Annotated in this window: 15 protein-coding genes and 1 pseudogene; 5 read left to right on the top strand and 11 right to left on the bottom strand. The window is 66.4% G+C overall.

Annotated elements, in window-relative coordinates; genetic code table 11:
• Positions 1-22 precede the first annotated feature (22 nt).
• Positions 23-1,570: a histidine ammonia-lyase gene (gene hutH, locus NH14_RS22425; protein ID WP_035525795.1), complete on the bottom strand. Its 1,548-nt coding sequence runs from the start codon at positions 1,568-1,570 to the stop codon at positions 23-25.
• Between the two features lie 141 nt (positions 1,571-1,711).
• Positions 1,712-2,647 carry a LysR substrate-binding domain-containing protein gene (locus NH14_RS22420; RefSeq protein ID WP_035525793.1) on the bottom strand — a complete coding sequence of 312 codons (936 nt, stop codon included), beginning with the start codon at positions 2,645-2,647 and terminating at the stop codon, positions 1,712-1,714.
• 170 nt (positions 2,648-2,817) lie between these two features.
• On the opposite strand from NH14_RS22420, the gene NH14_RS22415 reads away from it, so the two are divergent.
• Positions 2,818-3,000 carry a hypothetical protein gene (locus tag NH14_RS22415; RefSeq protein WP_028221745.1) on the top strand — a complete coding sequence of 61 codons (183 nt, stop codon included), beginning with the start codon at positions 2,818-2,820 and terminating at the stop codon, positions 2,998-3,000.
• Positions 3,001-3,010: 10 nt separating this feature from the next.
• Here the strand turns inward: NH14_RS22415 and NH14_RS22410 are convergent.
• The 3 genes and pseudogenes from NH14_RS22410 to NH14_RS34025 all read right to left on the bottom strand — a co-directional run bounded on the left by NH14_RS22410 (position 3,011) and on the right by NH14_RS34025 (position 4,327).
• Positions 3,011-3,474 (bottom strand): annotated as a pseudogene (locus NH14_RS22410) (DUF899 family protein).
• 53 nt (positions 3,475-3,527) lie between these two features.
• A complete protein-coding gene (locus NH14_RS22405; protein ID WP_331253466.1) occupies positions 3,528-3,857 on the bottom strand; it encodes an SRPBCC family protein in 330 nt (109 codons plus the stop codon).
• Between the two features lie 8 nt (positions 3,858-3,865).
• Positions 3,866-4,327 carry an ArsR/SmtB family transcription factor gene (locus tag NH14_RS34025; RefSeq protein WP_331253465.1) on the bottom strand — a complete coding sequence of 154 codons (462 nt, stop codon included), beginning with the start codon at positions 4,325-4,327 and terminating at the stop codon, positions 3,866-3,868.
• 152 nt (positions 4,328-4,479) lie between these two features.
• Here NH14_RS34025 and NH14_RS22395 point away from each other — a divergent pair, with 152 nt between their 5' ends.
• Positions 4,480-4,893, top strand: coding sequence for a beta-propeller fold lactonase family protein (locus NH14_RS22395; protein ID WP_052148013.1), 414 nt, complete (start codon positions 4,480-4,482; stop codon positions 4,891-4,893).
• Between the two features lie 136 nt (positions 4,894-5,029).
• Here NH14_RS22395 and NH14_RS22390 read toward each other — a convergent pair whose 3' ends face one another.
• A complete protein-coding gene (locus NH14_RS22390; RefSeq protein ID WP_035525785.1) occupies positions 5,030-6,439 on the bottom strand; it encodes an NCS2 family permease in 1,410 nt (469 codons plus the stop codon).
• Positions 6,440-6,926: 487 nt separating this feature from the next.
• On the opposite strand from NH14_RS22390, the gene NH14_RS22385 reads away from it, so the two are divergent.
• Together NH14_RS22385 and NH14_RS22380 are read left to right on the top strand one after the other, a co-directional pair.
• Positions 6,927-7,925 (top strand): PRC-barrel domain-containing protein, encoded by a 999-nt coding sequence (locus NH14_RS22385; protein ID WP_035526293.1) that lies wholly within the window; start codon positions 6,927-6,929, stop codon positions 7,923-7,925.
• Positions 7,922-9,199 carry an MFS transporter gene (locus NH14_RS22380; RefSeq protein ID WP_035525782.1) on the top strand — a complete coding sequence of 426 codons (1,278 nt, stop codon included), beginning with the start codon at positions 7,922-7,924 and terminating at the stop codon, positions 9,197-9,199. The genes NH14_RS22385 and NH14_RS22380 overlap by 4 nt, the downstream gene beginning before the upstream one ends.
• A 329-nt stretch (positions 9,200-9,528) precedes the next feature.
• Here the strand turns inward: NH14_RS22380 and NH14_RS22375 are convergent, their stop codons facing one another.
• Together NH14_RS22375 and NH14_RS22370 are read right to left on the bottom strand one after the other, a co-directional pair.
• The gene (locus NH14_RS22375) at positions 9,529-10,002 is read right to left on the bottom strand and encodes a DUF3331 domain-containing protein (RefSeq protein ID WP_084225368.1); all 474 of its coding nucleotides are present in this window, start codon (positions 10,000-10,002) and stop codon (positions 9,529-9,531) included.
• 775 nt (positions 10,003-10,777) lie between these two features.
• Positions 10,778-11,686, bottom strand: a complete 909-nt coding sequence (locus NH14_RS22370; protein ID WP_035525779.1) for a LysR family transcriptional regulator ArgP — start codon at positions 11,684-11,686, stop codon at positions 10,778-10,780.
• A gap of 156 nt (positions 11,687-11,842) precedes the next feature.
• Here NH14_RS22370 and NH14_RS22365 point away from each other — a divergent pair, with 156 nt between their 5' ends.
• Positions 11,843-12,460, top strand: a complete 618-nt coding sequence (locus tag NH14_RS22365) for a LysE/ArgO family amino acid transporter (RefSeq protein ID WP_035526288.1) — start codon at positions 11,843-11,845, stop codon at positions 12,458-12,460.
• Positions 12,461-12,499: 39 nt separating this feature from the next.
• Here the strand turns inward: NH14_RS22365 and NH14_RS22360 are convergent, their stop codons facing one another.
• The 3 genes from NH14_RS22360 to NH14_RS22350 form a co-directional block, all read right to left on the bottom strand.
• Positions 12,500-13,357 (bottom strand): alpha-amylase family protein, encoded by an 858-nt coding sequence (locus NH14_RS22360; protein ID WP_237179741.1) that lies wholly within the window; start codon positions 13,355-13,357, stop codon positions 12,500-12,502.
• Positions 13,358-13,437: 80 nt separating this feature from the next.
• Positions 13,438-16,023, bottom strand: coding sequence for an NfrA family protein (locus NH14_RS22355; RefSeq protein ID WP_237179740.1), 2,586 nt, complete (start codon positions 16,021-16,023; stop codon positions 13,438-13,440).
• Positions 16,020-18,218 carry a glycosyl transferase family protein gene (locus NH14_RS22350; RefSeq protein WP_276511620.1) on the bottom strand — a complete coding sequence of 733 codons (2,199 nt, stop codon included), beginning with the start codon at positions 18,216-18,218 and terminating at the stop codon, positions 16,020-16,022. The genes NH14_RS22355 and NH14_RS22350 overlap by 4 nt, the downstream gene beginning before the upstream one ends.

The raw sequence follows: 18,218 nt of genomic DNA, 5'->3' as shown, positions 1-18,218 counted from the left end.
TTCAATACGACGTATACAACGCTTAATGCGCTTCTTGATGCGCTTCCGACTCGAACGCGAACGGGCTGTGCGCGGCGATGGCGCCGTTCTGCACGAGCTCCGTCATGGCCGCGATATCGGGTGCGAAGTAGCGGTCCAGGTCGTAATGCGGCACTTCCTTGCGCACCGATGCCATCACCTTCTGCAGCGCCGGGCTGGTCGCGTGCGGCGCGCGCAGGTCCACGCCCTGGGCCGCGGCCAACAGTTCGATTGCGAGGATGTTGGCCGTGTTGCCGGCGATGTCGGCGAGCTTGCGCGCGGCGAAAGTCGCCATCGACACGTGGTCTTCCTGGTTTGCCGAAGTCGGCAGCGAATCCACCGAAGCCGGATGCGCGAGCGTCTTGTTCTCCGAAGCCAATGCCGCCGCCGTTACGTGCGCGATCATGAAGCCCGAGTTCACGCCGCCGTCCTTCACGAGGAAAGGCGGCAGGCCCGAGAGCGTCGCGTCGATCAGCAGCGCGATGCGGCGCTCGGCGAGCGCGCCGATTTCCGCGGCGGCCAGTGCGAGATTGTCGGCTGCGAACGCCACCGGCTCCGCGTGGAAGTTGCCGCCCGAAATGACTTCCTTGGTGTCCGGGAAGATCAGCGGGTTGTCCGAGACCGCGTTGGCTTCGATCAGCAGCACTTGCGCGGCATGGCGCATCTGGTCGAGGCACGCGCCCATCACCTGCGGCTGGCAGCGCAGCGAGTACGGGTCCTGGACCTTGCTGCAATCGCGGTGCGAAAGGTTGATCGCCGAGCCGTCGAGCAGCGTGCGATAAGCCGAGGCCGCTTCGATCTGGCCGCGATGGCCGCGCAGTTCGTGAATGCGCGCATCGAACGGCTTGACCGAGCCGGCTGCCGCGTCCACGCACAGCGCGCCGGAAACCAGCGCCGTGCGGTACAGGTCTTCGATTGCGAACATGTTGTAGATCGCCAGCGCCGTCGAGGCTTGCGTGCCGTTCAGCAGCGCGAGGCCTTCCTTCGCTTGCAGCGCGATCGGCTTGAGGCCGGCGGCGGCCAGACCCGCTTCGGCGCTCGCGCGCTTGCCGCGGATGAACACTTCACCCACGCCCAGCAGAACCGCCGACATGTGCGAGAGCGGCGCGAGGTCGCCCGAAGCGCCCACCGAGCCCTTCACCGGGATCACGGGCAGCACGTCTGCATTGAACAGCTTGATGAGCATTTCCATCACTTCGCGGCGAATGCCCGAATGACCGCGTCCCAGGCTCGACAGCTTCAGCGCCATCATCAGGCGCACGACCGGCAGTTCCATCGGCTCGCCCACGCCCACGGCGTGCGAGAGCACCAGGTTGCGCTGCAGCAGTTCGAGCTGATCGATCGGAATATGCGTGCTGGCGAGGCGGCCAAAGCCCGTGTTGATGCCGTAAGCGGGCTCACCCTTGGCCGTGATCTCGGCAACGGTGCGCGCGCTCTCGTCGATCGCGGCAAAGCTTGCCGGGTCGAGCTGAAGCTGGACGCTGCTGCTGTCCGCGGCGCGCGCGATCTGGCGCAGTTGCGGGAGGGTCAGATGGCCGGGCGTGAGAAGCATGATCGAATCCTGTCTATACAAGTCAAGTGACGTGGAGTCTAGCCTGGCGAGCCTGTATAGACAACCTCCACGAGCACCCCGCTGCCCTGGGGCAATCCATGAGTGCGCGCGGACATCGACACGGCGGTCCAGGCGTGCCCGTCAGGCAAACGCTTCGAGCCTGCCGCCGATAAATGCGAGGAAACCCTGCACGCGCGCGGCAAGCGCGGCGCTGCGGTAGTAGACAGCGTAGATCGGCTGTTGCTCGGCAACAAGCGCGTCGTCGAGCAGGGTCACGAGGCGGCCCGCCGCGCGATCCGCTGCGGTCATGAAGTCGGAGAGGCAGGCGACGCCGGCGCCGGCGAGCGCGAGCTGGCGTATCGTCTCGCCGCTCGACGCCGCGAGCGCCGGGTGGGCCACGAAGCCATCGGGCGTGGCTGGCGTCTCGTCGAGCAGCGAAGCCTGTGCCGCGAGCGACGCCAGGCCAAGCGGCCAGCTGTTCGCCTGCGCGGGCGCTGTGAAGCCAATCAGCCGGTGCTCGCGCAGTTGCGCGAGCGTGCGCGGCGTGCCGCGCGCCGCGAGATACGCCGGGCTCGCCACCACATGGCGCCGGCTCGCGCCCAGCGTGCGCGCGTGCAGCGCGGCATCCTCGAAAGCGCCGATGCGAATGGCGATATCGACGCGCTGCTCGTGCAAATCGGCCATGCGCTCATGGCTCGTGAGTTCGAGCTCGATCCCCGGATAGCGTTCGGCAAACGCAGCCACGTGCGGCACGATGCAGTGAAGCATGAAAGGCGCGCCCGCATCCACGCGCAAGCGTCCCGAGGGCTGTTCGCGATGGCGCGAGACGGCCTCCTCGGCGTCTTCCATTGCCGCGAGAATGGCGCGCGCGCGTTCGAGAAAAAGCTCGCCTTCCTCGGTCAATTGCAGACGGCGCGTGGTGCGCACAAGCAGCGCCACGTCCAGTTGCTTTTCGAGCCGCGTAAGCGCCCGGCTCACGCCGGAGACAGTCTGCTCGAGTTTGTCGGCGGCGGCGGTGATCGACCCCGCATCGATCACCGTGACGAATACGAGCAATTCGTCGGTCGATGTTTTCATTATTGATCCGCAGTCAAGATTGATCCGAGCCTAACACGGCTGGCTACGCCCAAGAAGCCGCCCGAATACGTGTCCCGCAGCACCATGTTGTTGCGTATCCGTAAGGTCGGTTCGATAGAATCGCCACGGTTTGCACTATCCGCCGTCGCATTTTTTATTTCCGGCAACCCATGCCACTCGCGCTGAACTTCTACTGGCTGACCAATCTGCTCGCCATCCTCTTCGTGGTTGCGTGTCTGTACGACTCGCGCTACGACGAATATGGCACGCTGACGCTCGCCGCCGCCGCGATGGGCCTCATTGTGATGGCCATCGAGGTATTGCTGCGCCCCGCCTTCGAGATGTCGCTCTAGCGCTCTAACACTATTGCGCTTTGTGCTCGTGCGCACAGCATGGCTTCTGCACGGCATCATCCAGTGCTGCGCTGTCTTCATAGCGATCGTGGTGACGCATCCACTCGCGCATATCCTTCTTTTCGTTGCGCCCTTTGGCCGTGAATTCGAGCATTGCATAAGCGCCGAGCGCCATCTCCACGCCACGCGCGTAAGCGGAATACGTGTGATAGACGTTGCCCGCTTCGTCGCGATAAAACGCGCTGATGCCCGGCAATTCGTCAGCAACTGGCTGCGCGGCCCGAATAGCTCCGCGAGCGTGCGCGTGCCTTGCGGCGTGTCGAACACATAGGGCTTCTCCACCTTCACCCATGGCAGCGCCTGACGCTTCGCCACCAGCGCGTCGCGTGCATGCGTGAACGCACGCTCCTCGCGAAGCAGCGCCTTGCGCGCCGCCATCCATTCGTCCTCCGAAACAATTGGGTGCCGTTGCATCATTACTACCTCCTTCCTGTCGATCTGACCAAAGCCGGCTCAACCGAATGCCGTCATTCGAACAGATCCATCAGACGGTCGAGCGCGCTCGACCATCCTTCGCGATGCGCGTCGCGCGTGGCTTCGTCGAACAAGCGTTCGTGGCGCAGCATGACCTCCGTGGTCGCGCCGTCGGCGCGCAGCACGACAGTCACGCGCGACTCGCGCTCGGGCGCGCTGCGCCACGCCCATGTGAATGCGAGCTTCTCCTCCGGCACCACTTCCAGATACGTGCCGCTCGCGTCGTGCTCTTCGCCGTCGGGCGAGCGCATGATCACGCGAAAGCGCCCGCCCACGCGCACGTCGGCCTCGGCATGCAGGCAGATCGTGTCGAGCGGATGCATCCAGCGTATCAGTTGCTCGCCTTGCGTCCATGCCGCGTAGACCTTCGCGGCGCTCGCATCGATGCGGCGCCTGACAATGAGGCTGGGGCCGGCGCGGGCGGCGGCGCTGGTTGCTCCTGCGCTGTGTTCCGTGCTGTGTCCCGGACTGCTGGGCTGGGTGGACATGCCTCCTCCTCCACAAAAGCGGCAAGATGATCGAGTGCGCTGTTCCAGAAGCGTTCGTAACGCGCGAGCCATTGCATCGCGTCCTCCATCGGCCCCGCCGCAAGCCGGCACGCCACCGTGCGCCCGGTCTTCGCGCGCGTGACGAGCCCCGCATCGGCGAGCACATCGAGATGCTTCATCACCGCGGGCAGTGAAATCGCGAACGGCTGCGCGAGTGCGCTCACCGAAAGCTCGTCCTGCAGGGCGAGCCGGGCCAGTAGCGCGCGCCGCGTGGGGTCGGCCAGCGCCGCAAAGGTGCGGTTCAAGGCGTCGTCTTCATGCTTAACCATGTGGTTAAGCATAGGAGGTGATGCGCCGATGTCAAGGCGGCGCTTGCACAGCTCGTAAAATGACGGCGTCGCGCCCCGGCACCTTTACGCCGGCATGCCCTCTTAAACCATCCGGAGTCCTTTGCGCCATGCCGTCCAAAATCCGCAATTCCCTGCTCTGGATCTTCGACGCCTTCGAGCGCGACCCCGGCTATCTGCACAAGCTGATGTTCGGCGCCGACGCCGCCTATATGGACGGCCTGCTCTGCCTCATCGCCGCCGACCGCGAAAAGCCCTTTAACGGCCTGCTGGTCTGCACGTCGCACGATCGGCACGCCGCGCTCATCGACGAAATGCCCTCGTTGCAGCCGCATCCAGTGCTGGGCAAGTGGCTGTACGTCACGCAGGACGATGCGCAATTCGAAACCGTCGCGCAGCGCCTTACCGAACTCGTACTGGCGCGCGACCCGCGCGTGGGCGTGGAGCCCAAGCCGCGCAAACCGGCGCGCAAATCAACCGGCAAATCGGGCAAGGGACGCGGCAACAGCGTGCTGCCGAAGTGAGGTAGCGCGCAATCCCGCCCCCAAATGCCGCACGGCCCGCGCCGCCATAAAGCGAACGCGGGCCGTGAAGCCGGCAGGACGGGCCGCCTCGGGTCCGTCTTGCCGAAGACCGGGCTATGTGGGCGCTAGCGGCGCATCAGATAGCCCAGCCGCCCAGGTAGAACGCCACGAGCACAGCGGCGATGATCACCGTGCCGACGTTGAGTTTGCGGAACTCGCCGCTCACCACGCGGCCGATCACGAGCGTGGCGAAGCCCAGCATGATGCCCGTGACGATGTTGGCGGTGAGCACGATGAACACGGCGCACACGAGGCCCGACATCGCATCCACCATGTCGTCCATGTCGAGACGCGAGACGCTCGAGAGCATCATCAGGCCCACGTACATGAGCGCCGGCGCCGTAGCGTACGAAGGCACGAGGCCCGCAAGCGGCGCGAAGAACATCACCGCGAGAAACAGCACGCCCACCACGGCTGCGGCCATGCCGGTCTTGGCGCCGGCAGCCACGCCCACCGTCGATTCGATGTAAGCCGCCGCCGGCGCGCCGCCGAAGAAGCCCGAGAAGATCGAGCTGACCGAGTCGGCCGTGAGTGCGCGGCCGCCGTTGATGATGCGGCCGTTGGCGTCGAGCTGGCCAGCCTGGCCTGCCACGGCGCGGATCGTGCCGGTCGCGTCGAACACCGCGGTCATCACGAGGGCGAGCACGCTCGGCAGCACGGCGAGCGAGAGCGCGCCCTTGATGTCCATTGCGCCGATCAGCGAGGCATGGCCCGGCGCCGAGAGCGACGGCCATGCGAACACGCCGTGGAACTTCACAGCCGGATCGATCGCGAGACCGAGCGCCGAGATCGCGACGATCACGATCAGGATCGAGCCCGGCACGCGGCGGCGCACGAGGCCGAAGATCGCGGCAAGACCGACCACCGAGAGGATCACGGGCAGCGAGGTGACGGGACCGAGCGAAACCGGCAGGCCAGCGCCCGGATTCTTGATCACGAGGCCCACGTCGTTGGCGGCGATCAGCAGCAGGAACAGGCCAATGCCGATGCCCGTGCCGTGGGCGATGCCGTGCGGCAGGTTGCGCAGGATCCACGAGCGCACGCCGGTTACCGAGATGCCCGTGAACACGAGGCCCATCAGGAACACGGCGCCCAGTGCGACTTCAGGCTTCAGGCCCTTGCCGAGCACGAGGCCGAACGCGGTGAACGCGGTGAGCGAGATCGCGCAGCCGATAGCGATCGGCAGACGCGCCCACAGGCCCATCAGCAGCGAACCGAACGCCGTGGTGAGACACACGGCGACAAACACCGCGCTGGTATCGAAGCCCGCCTTGCCGAGCATGCCGGGCACGACGAACACGGAATACACCATCGCAAGGAACGTGGTGATGCCGGCGACGCTTTCCTGGCGCACCGAGCTGCCGCGCGCGGAAATATCGAAGTAACGGTTGAGGAAACCGGTCGAGCCAATGGCGTCGGCGGTATCGCCCTCGCGGATCGCAGCGGTGGCCAGTTCTGCCACCTGCTGTGCCTGGGGTTCCATCATGGTGAGGCCTCCTTTATCAGCATGCTGAAACGGTCCGCGATTATGGGGCGGATCCGTCATCAGGTTCGTCTCGTCTGGATTGACTAGTGGTGTCGACGCCAGCCAGGCGCGCCTTGCGGCGCGCTATACCCATTCATTTATTTGACATCTTTTTACAGGGTCGAAGATTAGGCGAACCCGTCCCATGCTCCCATCGCGCGAATCACATTGCCGGCATGCCGCGACGCTTATATCGCCATGCACTAGGCGCAAAACGCCACCGGGCCTCGTGTTTACCCCGGGGCCGCCTGGCGCTCCGCCAGCGCTCCGATGCGTTCGCGCCCTGCCTGAAATGCGCCCGAATGGCCCCGCGAGAAGGGTTTTGTCAGCAGATTAGCGGCAGTTTGGGCCGGAATACGGCCCCATGCGGGTTAAACTCTCACGCACCCCGACCCGGTTTTCCCCTCGCCGCGCGCCACGCGCCGGTCGCTCCATGGAGTTTCTGTTGATGAGAGGCGGTTTCGCACGTCCCGTTATATCCCTTCAGTACGCCCTCGCCCTGCTCTTGCTGGTCGCGTTGTCAGGCTGCAGCCTGTTCACGACCCAGCCGCCCGCGCCCATCGTCGAGGCGCCCGTTGGCGTGAGCGAGACCGAACCGATCGTCAGCGAGCCCGAAGCGGCCGCCGCCCCCGAGACCGCCAGCGAGCCGGCCGAAATTCCGGGCGCCAAACCGGCCCCCAAGAAGTCGCGCCCCCCGCTCGTGCGGCGGCCCAAGCCCGCGCCGCCGCCGCCCGCACCCGCGAGCGCGCCCCCCGCGCCGCCACCCGCCCCGCTCGTGCAGACCCGCACCCTCGATCGCAGCACCTTCCGCACGCTGCTCGACAGCGAAGTGCGCAAGCCCGACGGCAAGGTCGTCGGCCGCGCCGTCGACATGGTCGCGGGCCCGGGCGGCAAGCCGCAGGAAGTGGTCGTGAACCTGCAGGGCTTCATGGGCGTGGGTGACCGCAAGGCCAACTACCCGTGGAGCGCCGTGCACATCAACACCCAGGCGAAGACGCCGGCCATCACGCTCGCGCTCACGCCCGCCCAATTGCAGATTCCCGACCGGCCCAAGTCGGGCGCGCCCCAGTCCGGCAACGCCGAGGCAAGCCCGACGCGCCTGCCGATGCTCGACGCCAACGTCGAGCGCGCCAACGGCGCCAAGGTTGGGCGCGTCGTGGACGTGCTGATCGGCGGCAGCGCCGACCCGCTCGCGGTCGTGCTCGATGTGAGCGGCACGCTGGAGAAGCGCCGCACCATCGCCGCCGACTGGTCGGCGCTGCACTTCGTGACGAAGAACAACGCGCTCGAAGCCCAGCTCGAGATGAGCGACCAGCAGATCGACGCCTCGCCCGCCTATGCGAACGATCAGCCGGTTCGCGCCGTCAGCCCCGCAGCGCCGCCAGCAGCACCTGCCGCACAGGCTGCGCCGGCCGCTCCTGCAGTTCCCGCGCGCGGTGCCCAATGACAGGTACTACGCAACCCAAACCCAGTCTGCGAAGCGTGCGCGCGCTCGACTGGCTCAACTTTTTCGTCGCGAACGTGCAGACAGGCTTCGGCCCGTTCATCGCCTCGTATCTCGCCTCGCATAAATGGACCCAGGGCGAAATCGGCCTGGCGCTCTCGGTGGGCACGATCAGCGCAATGGTGAGCCAGGTGCCGGGCGGCGCGGCCGTGGACGCTCTGCGCAACAAGAAAGCCGCCGCCGCCTGGGCGATCATCGCCATCATTCTCTCGGCGGTGCTGCTCGCCTCGAGCCCGACCGTCGTGCCGGTGATGGCCGCCGAGGTGTTCCACGGCTTCGCGAGCTGCATGCTGGTGCCGGCCATGGCGGCGCTCGCGCTGGCACTGGTAGGCCGGCAGAACCTCGGCGACCGGCTCGGGCGCAACGCGCGCTGGGCCTCGATCGGCAGTGCGGTCGCCGCGGGCCTGATGGGGCTGTGCGGCGAATACATCTCGCCGCGCGCGGTGTTCTGGCTCACAGCGGCGCTCGCGCTGCCCGCGCTGGTCGCGCTCGCCATGATCGAGTACGACAAGCACGCCCACGCGCCCAAGCCGCTGAAAAGCAGCCCCGACGACAAGCCCGCGAAAGCCGCAACGGCTGCACTCCCGGGCGAGCCGCGCGAAACCATCCTCGACCTGCTGCGCGACAAGCGCATGCTGACCTTCGCGGCCTGCGTGGTGCTGTTCCACCTCTCGAACGCCGCGATGCTGAATCTCGCGGCCGGCGAAGTGACGGCGGGCATGGGCGACAACGTGCAGCTCGTGATTGCGGCGTGCATCATCGTGCCGCAAGCGATCGTCGCGCTGATGTCGCCGTGGGTGGGCCGTACCGCGCAGCACTGGGGCCGCCGCCCGGTGCTGATCCTCGGCTTCAGCGCCCTGCCGTTGCGCGCGCTGTTGTTCGCCGCGGTCGGCAACCCATACTTCCTCGTGCCGGTGCAGATGCTCGATGGCATCTCGGCCGCCGTGTTCGGCGTGATGCTGCCGCTCATCGCCGCCGACGTGGCCGGCGACAAGGGGCGCTACAACCTGTGCATCGGGCTCTTCGGGTTATCGGCGGGCATTGGCGCCACGCTCTCCACCGCGCTCGCGGGGTTTGTCGCCGATCATCTGGGCAATACCGTGAGCTTTCTGGGCCTCGCCTCGGCGGGCGCGGCAGCAGTGCTGATGGTGTGGTTCGTGATGCCCGAGACGCGCGACGCCTCTGAAGAAGAAACCGTCGGCGACAAGACCGCATGACGGCGCCGTGAAGCCGCAGCCCGCTGGCCCGTACCGCAAACGGGCCGGCGGCGCGAGGGGCGTCGGATGAGGAAAGAGCTGGATGCTGCGGAAAAGGCGATAAAAAGCCCGCAGCCCGCATCGAGCGTTCGATGCAGGCTGGCGCATGCGACACAAACAGACACAAGCAGCAAACCTGCCGCTGCAATCTCGGCGCGGCCGCGAGGCGGCCATGAAATGGCTGCCGGCTGATGTATGGTGCAACTGCGATGCAACTGCGATGCAACTGCGTGCGACGATGCGGCTGTGACGCGACTGCAGTGCGGCGTCAGGCGCGCGCCACGCAGTGCTTACGCCGCGAGCGCCTCGTCGAGACGTGCAGCCACGACGCCGCTGGGAAAGGCGTCCAGCTTGCTCGCAAGGATCATGGCGTCGGCATTGGCCGGGCGATGACGGCGGTTGGGGCTGGGGCGGAACACGGCGTCGCCGCGGCGGATCTTCTCGCCGGTCAACGCGCACACCGCGCTGCGACGCGCGGTGCAAACCCGCCACAACTGGTCGGAATAACGCCCATACGTGGCGTCGCTCCAGCAGACGGTGATGCTTTCCGGATCGTGACGCCGAATCAAGGTAATGCCTTGTGCATCCCACGAACGCACGGTGGCGCGGCGCCGATTGGCCGCTTCCGAAGCGCTGCGTGTGATGGGTACCGGTTTGCAACTCCTGATGCATTCAGGTTCGCCGTCCGGGCCCAAAGGCTCCGAGGCGGCGGACAGAAGATCAATGGTTTGTTGCCATGCGCTGCCGGTATCTAATTTCGTCATAATGCACCTCGTGCACGTGGAAACGATTCAAATATGCCGGTCGAATAAGCACTCTGCCACGCCCGGATTATAGCGTGCGATTCTCGCAATCCACAGAAAAAACTGAATATTCACACAATAATCCCCATGCGGGGCAAATGCAGTCATCGGACATTCAAGTTGCAATTGTAAGACAGTGATGATCGTTTCTTTACATTTACTTCTGCAACTTTTTTGCCGATTTGTTGATCTTTAACATTCGCCGCCAGGAAAAAATAACCGGATACGTGTCATTGCTCGTTGATCGACGATGCATGAGCAAGACTACTGCAGGCGCCTGCCGCGCTCCTGCACTGGATCGGCCTCAACAGGCTTTTTATCCCTTTCCATCCATTGCCGGGCGGCGTGGCAGCGGCATCCCGTCACGCCCACCGTTGCGTTTCGATCAACGAAACGCATGACCATTTCATGACACACGCATATTGAGGTTTCTCATCATGCAGGACAACGTCAGGGCGCGGGGGATTGTCGCACATGGCATGCGGATCCATGGAGAACGGGAATTCGAGACTCCCCTCTATTTCATGCGGTATTAATCTAAAATGAATTGTGCTTTAGCGTTTTTTGTCATGCCCTTATGCGACGAATCGACAAATCACGCGTAATAGCAACAGCGGCAACCGCGATTCCGGCCAAATTCGACAATTCAAATGTCATCCAATGAGCGCGGCATTTGAGCGTCAATCCCGGCGCAATGGTTGGGCGCGCAACGAGTCGGTCCGCGCCAGCTAGCGGATCAGGCCCCACGCCCCTGATCGAGGAATTCGGCCGCGCGGTGCTTGAGCATGGCGCCGAAGTCGTCGAGCCAGCCGATCGACAAACGCCAGCTTTGCCAGTAAAGCTCGACGTCGAGCGTACGTCCCGGTGTGAGCTCAACGAGTTCACCGCGAGCGAGATGCGGCGCGATCATGCGTTCGGGGCACATGCCCCACCCCAGTCCGCTCACGCAGCAGCGCAGAAAACCCGCCACGTGCGGAATCCAGTGCAGCGGCGCGTCCACCTGCGCGCGCGTGATGCGTCGCACGAAACGCTTTTGCAGCTGGTCCTTCGGATTGAACTCCACACATGGCGCGCGGCGCAGTGCCTCGCGCCCCACGCCCGCAGAAAAATAGCGCTCAAAAAACGCCGGCGAGCAAACCGCGAGGTAACGCATGCGCCCAAGCCGCGTCGAGCGGCAGCCCTGCACGGGCTCAGCCTGGGTCGTCACGGCGCCCTGCACGCTGCCGTCGCGCATGCGCTGCGCGGTATGGTCCTGGTCGTCGATCACGAGATCGAGCAGGATGCCGCGCTCGACACAAAAGCCCGCCACGGCGTCGATGAACCAGGTGCCCACACTGTCGTCATTGACCGCGACGCGCAAGGTGGGGCGCGATGCGTCGAGCGCTGCGGCCACCGTGGGCATGCCGCCGCCGAGCTCCGCCTCGAGCAGTTGCACGCGCTCGGTGTGGCGGCACAGCAGCGCGCCCGCCGCCGTGGCCACGCAGGGCTGGCCGCGCTTCACGAGCACGGTGCCCACGCGCTCCTCCAGCAGCTTCACGCGCTGCGAGACCGCCGAAGGCGTGACGTTGAGCGCGCCGGCCGCGCGATCGAACGAGCCATGCCTGACCACGGCAGCGAGCGCGTCGAGCAACGCATAGTCGAGCATTAGCGTTCCTTAATCCGGTTTAAGAAAATTAGCTTCGCTTAAGCTAGCCACGGCGGCAGACTAACGCCGATTGCTTCCTCTGTCCATGCGCCCGCCGCAACGTGCTCGTCACCTTGCGCCTTGCGCCCCATTTCGGCCACCGGCCGCGCAACCATCATGAACTGGCTCGCTTTTTCGCACGGCGCGGCGCTCTGCGCCTCGCTCATCGTCACCATCGGCGCACAGAATGCCTTCGTGCTGCGCCAGGGTATTCTGCGCTCGCACGTCGGCAAGATCGTGCTGCTGTGCACGCTCTCCGATTTCATTTTGATTGGCGCGGGCGTGGGCGGTGCTTCCGCGCTGGTCGAGCGCTATCCCACCTTCGTGCATCTCGTGCTTTATGTGGGGCTCGCGTGGCTCGTGTGGTTCGGCATCGGCGCGCTGCGGCGCGCGATGAAGCCCTCCCATGCCGTGCTGGAGGCAGCCGGCGCGCAGCAAGCGCCCGTGCAGCGCGCGTGGCCGATCATCCTGATGACGCTCGCGTTCACCTGGCTCAATCCGCACGTCTATCTCGACACGTTTTTGCTGATCGGCACGGCCGGCGCGCGCGAGCCGCAAGGCAGCCGGCTCGCGTTCGCGATTGGCGCGATGGGCGTGAGCGCGGTGTGGTTTATCGGCCTCGGTTACGGCGCGCGCGTGCTGGCGCCGCTGTTCCGGCGCGCCGGTGCGTGGCGCGTGCTCGACGGCACGATCGGCGCGATGGTGCTCTTCATCGCGTTCGCCCAGTTGCGCTGATTGTGCTGAATATGCCGACTGCGCCTGGGCGTGGCGCGTTCAGGGCGCTGCGCTCTTGGGCGCGCCGCTGCCCGCGGGGTGCTGAATCGCGAGCAGCCCATCGACGAGTTCGTTCGACAGATAATGCGGTCCGTCGAAGATATAGACGCGATAGCCGTGATACCGCTGCAGTTGCGGCGCCAGCTCCGCCGCCGTGGCCGAGCGGAAACCGCCGCCCTGCTTCGGCCTGAACGCCTCGGCGATGATGCGCACGCGGTCCTTGCCCAACCGCGCCGCGAGCGCATCCGCATACTCGCGCGCCGCCTCCGGGCCGCGCGCATACACCCCGCAGCCGTCTTGCAGCATCACGCCCACATCGTGCGGCAGCCAGGCGTCGAGCCACTTCGCCAGCGCCTCGCCGCCGACATTGCTGTTGTCGTAGACGCTGATCCACAGCGGATGCGGCAAGCGTTCCAGCAAGGGTGCGAGGCGCTTCGCGTCGGTCCAGGTCGGATCGACTTCGACCGGAAAGTACCAGCCGGTGATGTGCACGGGCGGACGTACAGCCGCGACCTTGAGCGAGCGCTCGACGAGTTCTTCGACGTTTGCGCGCGCCCTCTTCTCATCGGCATATCCGGCGAGGCCCACGATCACGCCGCGCGCCCACGGCTCGTTGGCAATGCGCACCCAGTCCGGCAAGCGCGGCGCGGGCAGCCCCGCGCCAGCCATGTAAGCGACGTCGTCGACGGCGATCCATTGCACGAGCAACTCGTTGATGCCGAGCTTGTCCCAGTTGCCATGCGGATTCAGCTGGTCGTTGCTCAGTTGCCAGACCACGCCTTGGGCGAGCGAATCGGCGTGGGCCGGCACTTGCAGCGTGCAGCCGGCCGCCGCGAACGCGCAGAGCGATGCGGCCATCACACGCACAAAACGTGCTTGAAGGCGAGCTTGAAAACGGCGCTGAAAAAGGCAGCGAATCAGCATGGTTAGTCTCTCCCTCACCACGACAGCACAGTGCCGAAGAACACGCCGCCAGCGCGATCGTCGCCGCTCAAGCGCCAGCGGTATTGCACCGAGACGTCCACATACGAGCGCGGCGCGTTGTAGAAACTGTCGCGGAACCAGTAGCGCGTCGAAAAGCCCACGCCCATGCCGACCGGCACGCTGTGATTGATGCTCGAATCGTAGTCCATGCCGATCACGCCATAAGGAAACACGGTGAGCTTCGGGCTGATGCTGTCGAGCCGCCACGTGCGCCCCAGCTCGAGATAGCCGGTGCCGTAGTTCCAGTCGTTGCTCACGTAATGGCCGACCTCGCCATAGCCCTGCAAGGTCCACCACGAAGGCACGTCGAGCCGGCGCTCGGTGCCGAAGCCGCCTGAATACGCCAGACGCAGGAGCCAATCGGAAGGCGCATGCGAGCCGATCGGAATGAGCCGCTCGAACGCGATGATCGCGTCGATCGATTCGAACGGCTTCGCGCGCGCCCCCACGGCGCCGATCGTCGTCGAGATGCCGCTGGGCGCGTCGCCCTTCGCGCCGAAGTTCTGATAGGCGCGCGCATAGACCTCGAAGTTGCGGTCGCCGAGCGAGCCGAACGGACGCCAATAGCCTTCGATGCCGGTCTGCCAGTCGTCCGCGCCGGGTACCGATCCGGTCGTCACGCCCGGCTGCAAGCCCGCGCCGCGATAGTTCAGCGAGGCGTAGACGCCCCAGTCGCGCGTGACGTCCGCGTGCGCGTTGCGCAGATCCTGCAATTGCAGCAGCGTGGCGGGCGCGGCGCCGTCGGGCGGCGAAGTGCCGTAGTCGATCGCGCGTTCGAAATAGCGGGCGGCCGCCTCGTCGAAATGCGCGCGGTACGCGCTGTAGCCCACATCACCCGCGGCCTGCGGCGGCAACGCGTGCGCCGCATCGGCCTGGGCGAAATAATCGTAGGCGCGCCGGTCCGCGCCCGCGCGCTGCGCGATATAAGCCGCTGCCAGCGGCGGCATGCCATCGAGCAGCCCCGCATCGAGGGCCGCACGCGACTCGCGCTTCGCGCCATCCATGTCGCCGGCCGCCACCAGCGCATCGATCAACTCGATGCGATGCTGGGGATCGCTGGGCGCGGCTGCCGCCGCCTCGCGCGCGTAGCGGACCGCCGCGGCCTTGTCGCCGCGCTGCGCCGCGAGAATATAGGCGCGACGCGCGGCGAAACCCGCATCGGCCGCGTAGACATCGCAAGCCGTGCCGCTCGCGTCGACGGTGCAGTCGAACACCGGGCGCGCCGCTGTCGCCACGCGTTCGTCCTTTTGGGGTTGTGCTGGCTGTTGCGTCTGCGTGAGCGCTGTGCGCGCGGCGTACCGGCGCGCTGCAATCGGCGCATCGGTGTCGTCGCCTGCGGGCTTGAGCGGCGCGAGCAGATCGAGCGCGCGCTGCGGCTCACCTTCGGCGGTCCAGACATCGGCGATAACCACGCGCGCCACGCGGCGATCGCGCGGCGACGCATCGGTGATGCGCAGCGCCTGGGCGAAATCGTCGTCGGCCTGCGCGCTCTGCCCCAGCGCCGCGCGCGCATAGCCACGCGTGACGTATAGCATCAGCGCCGGTTTAACCCCGGCGGCCAACGCATCGCTCGCAGCCGCGTCGAGCCCGGTCATGTCGCGCTGCGCGGCGAGCACGTCGAGCAGTTGCAGACGGTAGCCGATGCGGTCCGGCGCATAGGCGATCGCGGCGCGCACGTGCGATGCCGCTGCGGGCAGGTCGCCACCCTGCTGCGCGGCCTGGGCCGCCGCCGCTTCGCGCGGTGCGAGTCGCGACCCCGCTTGCAGGCGGCGCGCGCGCAGTTGCATGCGCAGTTGGGTGTTATCGCCGAAGCGCCGTTGCGCATCCTCCGCAAGCTGCAACGCGGCGGCATCGTGCCCCGCCGCCATGGCCGAATCGATCGCGAGCAGCCGCAGGCGCAGCACGTCGGGCCGCAGCGCGATGGCTTCGTTTGCTGCGCGCAGCGCACCTTCGTAGTCTTTCGCGGCGTACGCGCGATAGGCATCGCTGGCGAGCTCCCACGCGCGGCCCGTGAGGTTGTCGGGCGAGCCCGTGCCCGGCGGCGCAGCCGCGGCGCGCGAGCCTAGCGACCGCGTGCCTTGCGCAGGGGCAAGCGCGGCCACCTGCGTATCGATCTCCCGCTTGCGCGCAACGAGTGACGCGTCTGCCCCGAGTTGCGCGATCGCATCCGCAAGCGTGCTGCTCGCGCCGCGCCAGTTGCCCTGCGCCGCCTCGGCATTCGCAAGCAGCAGGCGCAGCGACGCCACATCGGGCCGCTGGCGTATCGCCTCGCGTGCATAGCGCTGCGCCGCTGCATAATCGTGCTTCGCATAGGCGTCGTAGCCCTGCTGCGCCACCCGGTACGCCGCGCCCGCGAGCGGCAGCGTCACGCTTGCCGAGGGCGCGGTTTCGCCCCACGCGGGCGCCGCGCCCACCAGGCTTAAGGCACTCACCCCGCTCACGAGGCCCGCACACGCAGCCGCCATCGATGCCGCCCCGGTCCATGCCGTGCAACGCTCCCGCATCCCCAATCGCTCCAGATTCTTCTGATTCTTCTTCATGATGCCGACACCACTGCCGCGCGCCTGCGCGCCTGCTCGGCCATCGCCGCCGCCAGCGCTTCCGGCGTGATGACGCCCTGCTGGACCATGTAATCGCCGATGCGCCCATGCTCGTTGGGGTGATAACGCTGCAGCGCCGCCTCGAAGGCCGCACGCTTCACCGCGCCCTGCTCGATGAGCAGATCGCCCAGCAGCGGCACGGGCGGCGTGCGCCGGGCGCTCGCTTGCGGGTCCGGCATGGCTTGTTGCGCTTCACCCTGACTGCCGCGCTGCGTCTCACCGTGTACCGGCACGCCGCGCAGCAAACGCATGCCCTCGACGATCTCGCTTTCGCGCGCGATGCGCTGCACGATCGGCAACGCGGACTGCGCCTGCAACGCCGCAAGCGCCTCTTCGCCGAGCGGACTCGCGCACAGCACGAGCGCGTGCCCCGCGCCATCGTCGCCTTGCGGCAGCACGCGGTAGCGCACCACGAGTTCGAGCGGCAGATCCTGCGCATGGCTCGCGAGCCGCGCGGCGTCCAGCGGCGCGCGCTGCAAATCGGACTGGAATGCGATTGCCTCGGCCAGCGTCTCTTCGTCGAGCCAGCCATGCGCCATCAGCACGCGGCCCAGCGGCGTCTCCTGCGCCTGCCCCGCCGCGAGCGCCTTTTCCAGCTGCTCGGGCGCGATCGCATGCCACGAAACCAGCAGCTCGCCGAGACGCTGACGCCTGTCCTTGAAGCCGTCGGACGACGGGAAATCGTGCATCGTCTTATCCCACACGAGCCGCTTGCCGGTGATGAGATAGCCGAGGTACATCTTCCACGCGCGCGACACGGCCATGAAGTTCACGAAGTTGCCGATCACCATGCGCGGTATCGAAAGCAGCCCGTGCTCCCAGCCATAGAGCCGCGAAACGAAGTACACCCGCTGCCCCGTGCGCATGACCAAGGCGATGCCGTTGGCCCACAGCAGCGCGGTGAACCACGGCGAACTGGAGAACGGCGAAGCGACCAGATCGGGGCGCACCCCGAGCAGATCGGCGTAGGTGAAGAGCAGGAACTGGATCAGCAGCACATAGGCGAGGATGCCCACGAACGCCGTAACGGTGCCCTTGCGGTCGCGCGCGAGCAGATAGCGGTTGGCGAGCGAGCCCACCCAGCCCACCTGCTCCCAGCCCTGCAAGCCGATGCCGAGCGTCCAGCGCGCGCGCTGACGATAAGCGGTCCGAAACGTATCGGGAAAGTACTCGCGCACGCATAGCGGCATCGTGAGCGTGAACTCGCGCACGGGCCCGAGGCCGAACCATGTCTTGCGGCGCGTGGCGAACTGCACCGGAAAGCGCGCGAAGATCGAATTCATGCCCATGCGGCCGAGGCGCTCGCCCACGTCGTAGTCTTCGGTGAGCGTCTCGGTGTTGAACGGCTGGTTCTGCGTTTCTTTCGCGAGCCCCACGAGCGCGCGCCGCGAAAAGCAGGTGCCGACGCCCGCCGAAGGCACCGAGCCCGAAAGGCTCTCGCGCACCACGAGGTCCTTCGCGTGCCACTCCGCGAATTCGTCCATATAGGTGCCGGCCACGAGTTCGTACCATTCGCGCTCGAGCGAAGCGACCGGCAACTGGATCATGTCCTTGCGCGGCAGCAGGTAGTTGAAGAAGCGCAGCTCCAGCGGATGCAGCACGTCCTCGCTGTCGTGCAGGATCACGCCCGCGAACTCGATGCCGGCTTCTTCTTCCTTGCGAAATATCGCCTGCACGATCCAGTTCAGGCAGTCGGCCTTGCAGGTGGGGCCGTCGTGCGGCACCTCCACGCGCTGCAACTGCTTGTAGCGCCGCCGCATGCGCTCGACTTCGGCGATGGTCGCCGCATCGTTCTGGTAGGTGCCGGCGAAGATCACATAGTTGCGGTAGTCGAGCACCTTCACCGCGTTCTCGACCATCGCCGCGATCACGTCCTCCTCGCGCCAGGCCGGCACCATGATCGCGAGCCACTGCTGCTCGCGCTCGTAGAGCTGCTCGGCGCGCAGCGGCTGATGGCGGCGCTCGACGGTGAAGTGGCGGAAGGTCCTGCGCACCCAGTACCACGCGTCGATGAACAGATCATCGATGCTCGAAAGCAGGATGATCACCGCCACGGCCGTCGCCAGGTACTCCATGCCCTGGTAGTAGCGGCCCGCCAGATAGTTCAGCCACCAGTCGATCGTGTTCCAGCTCAC

This window comes from Paraburkholderia sacchari (assembly GCF_000785435.2).
Lineage (GTDB): Bacteria > Pseudomonadota > Gammaproteobacteria > Burkholderiales > Burkholderiaceae > Paraburkholderia > Paraburkholderia sacchari.
Note: the sequence above shows the minus strand (reverse complement) of the source record. Positions and strands in the feature narration are given on the sequence as shown.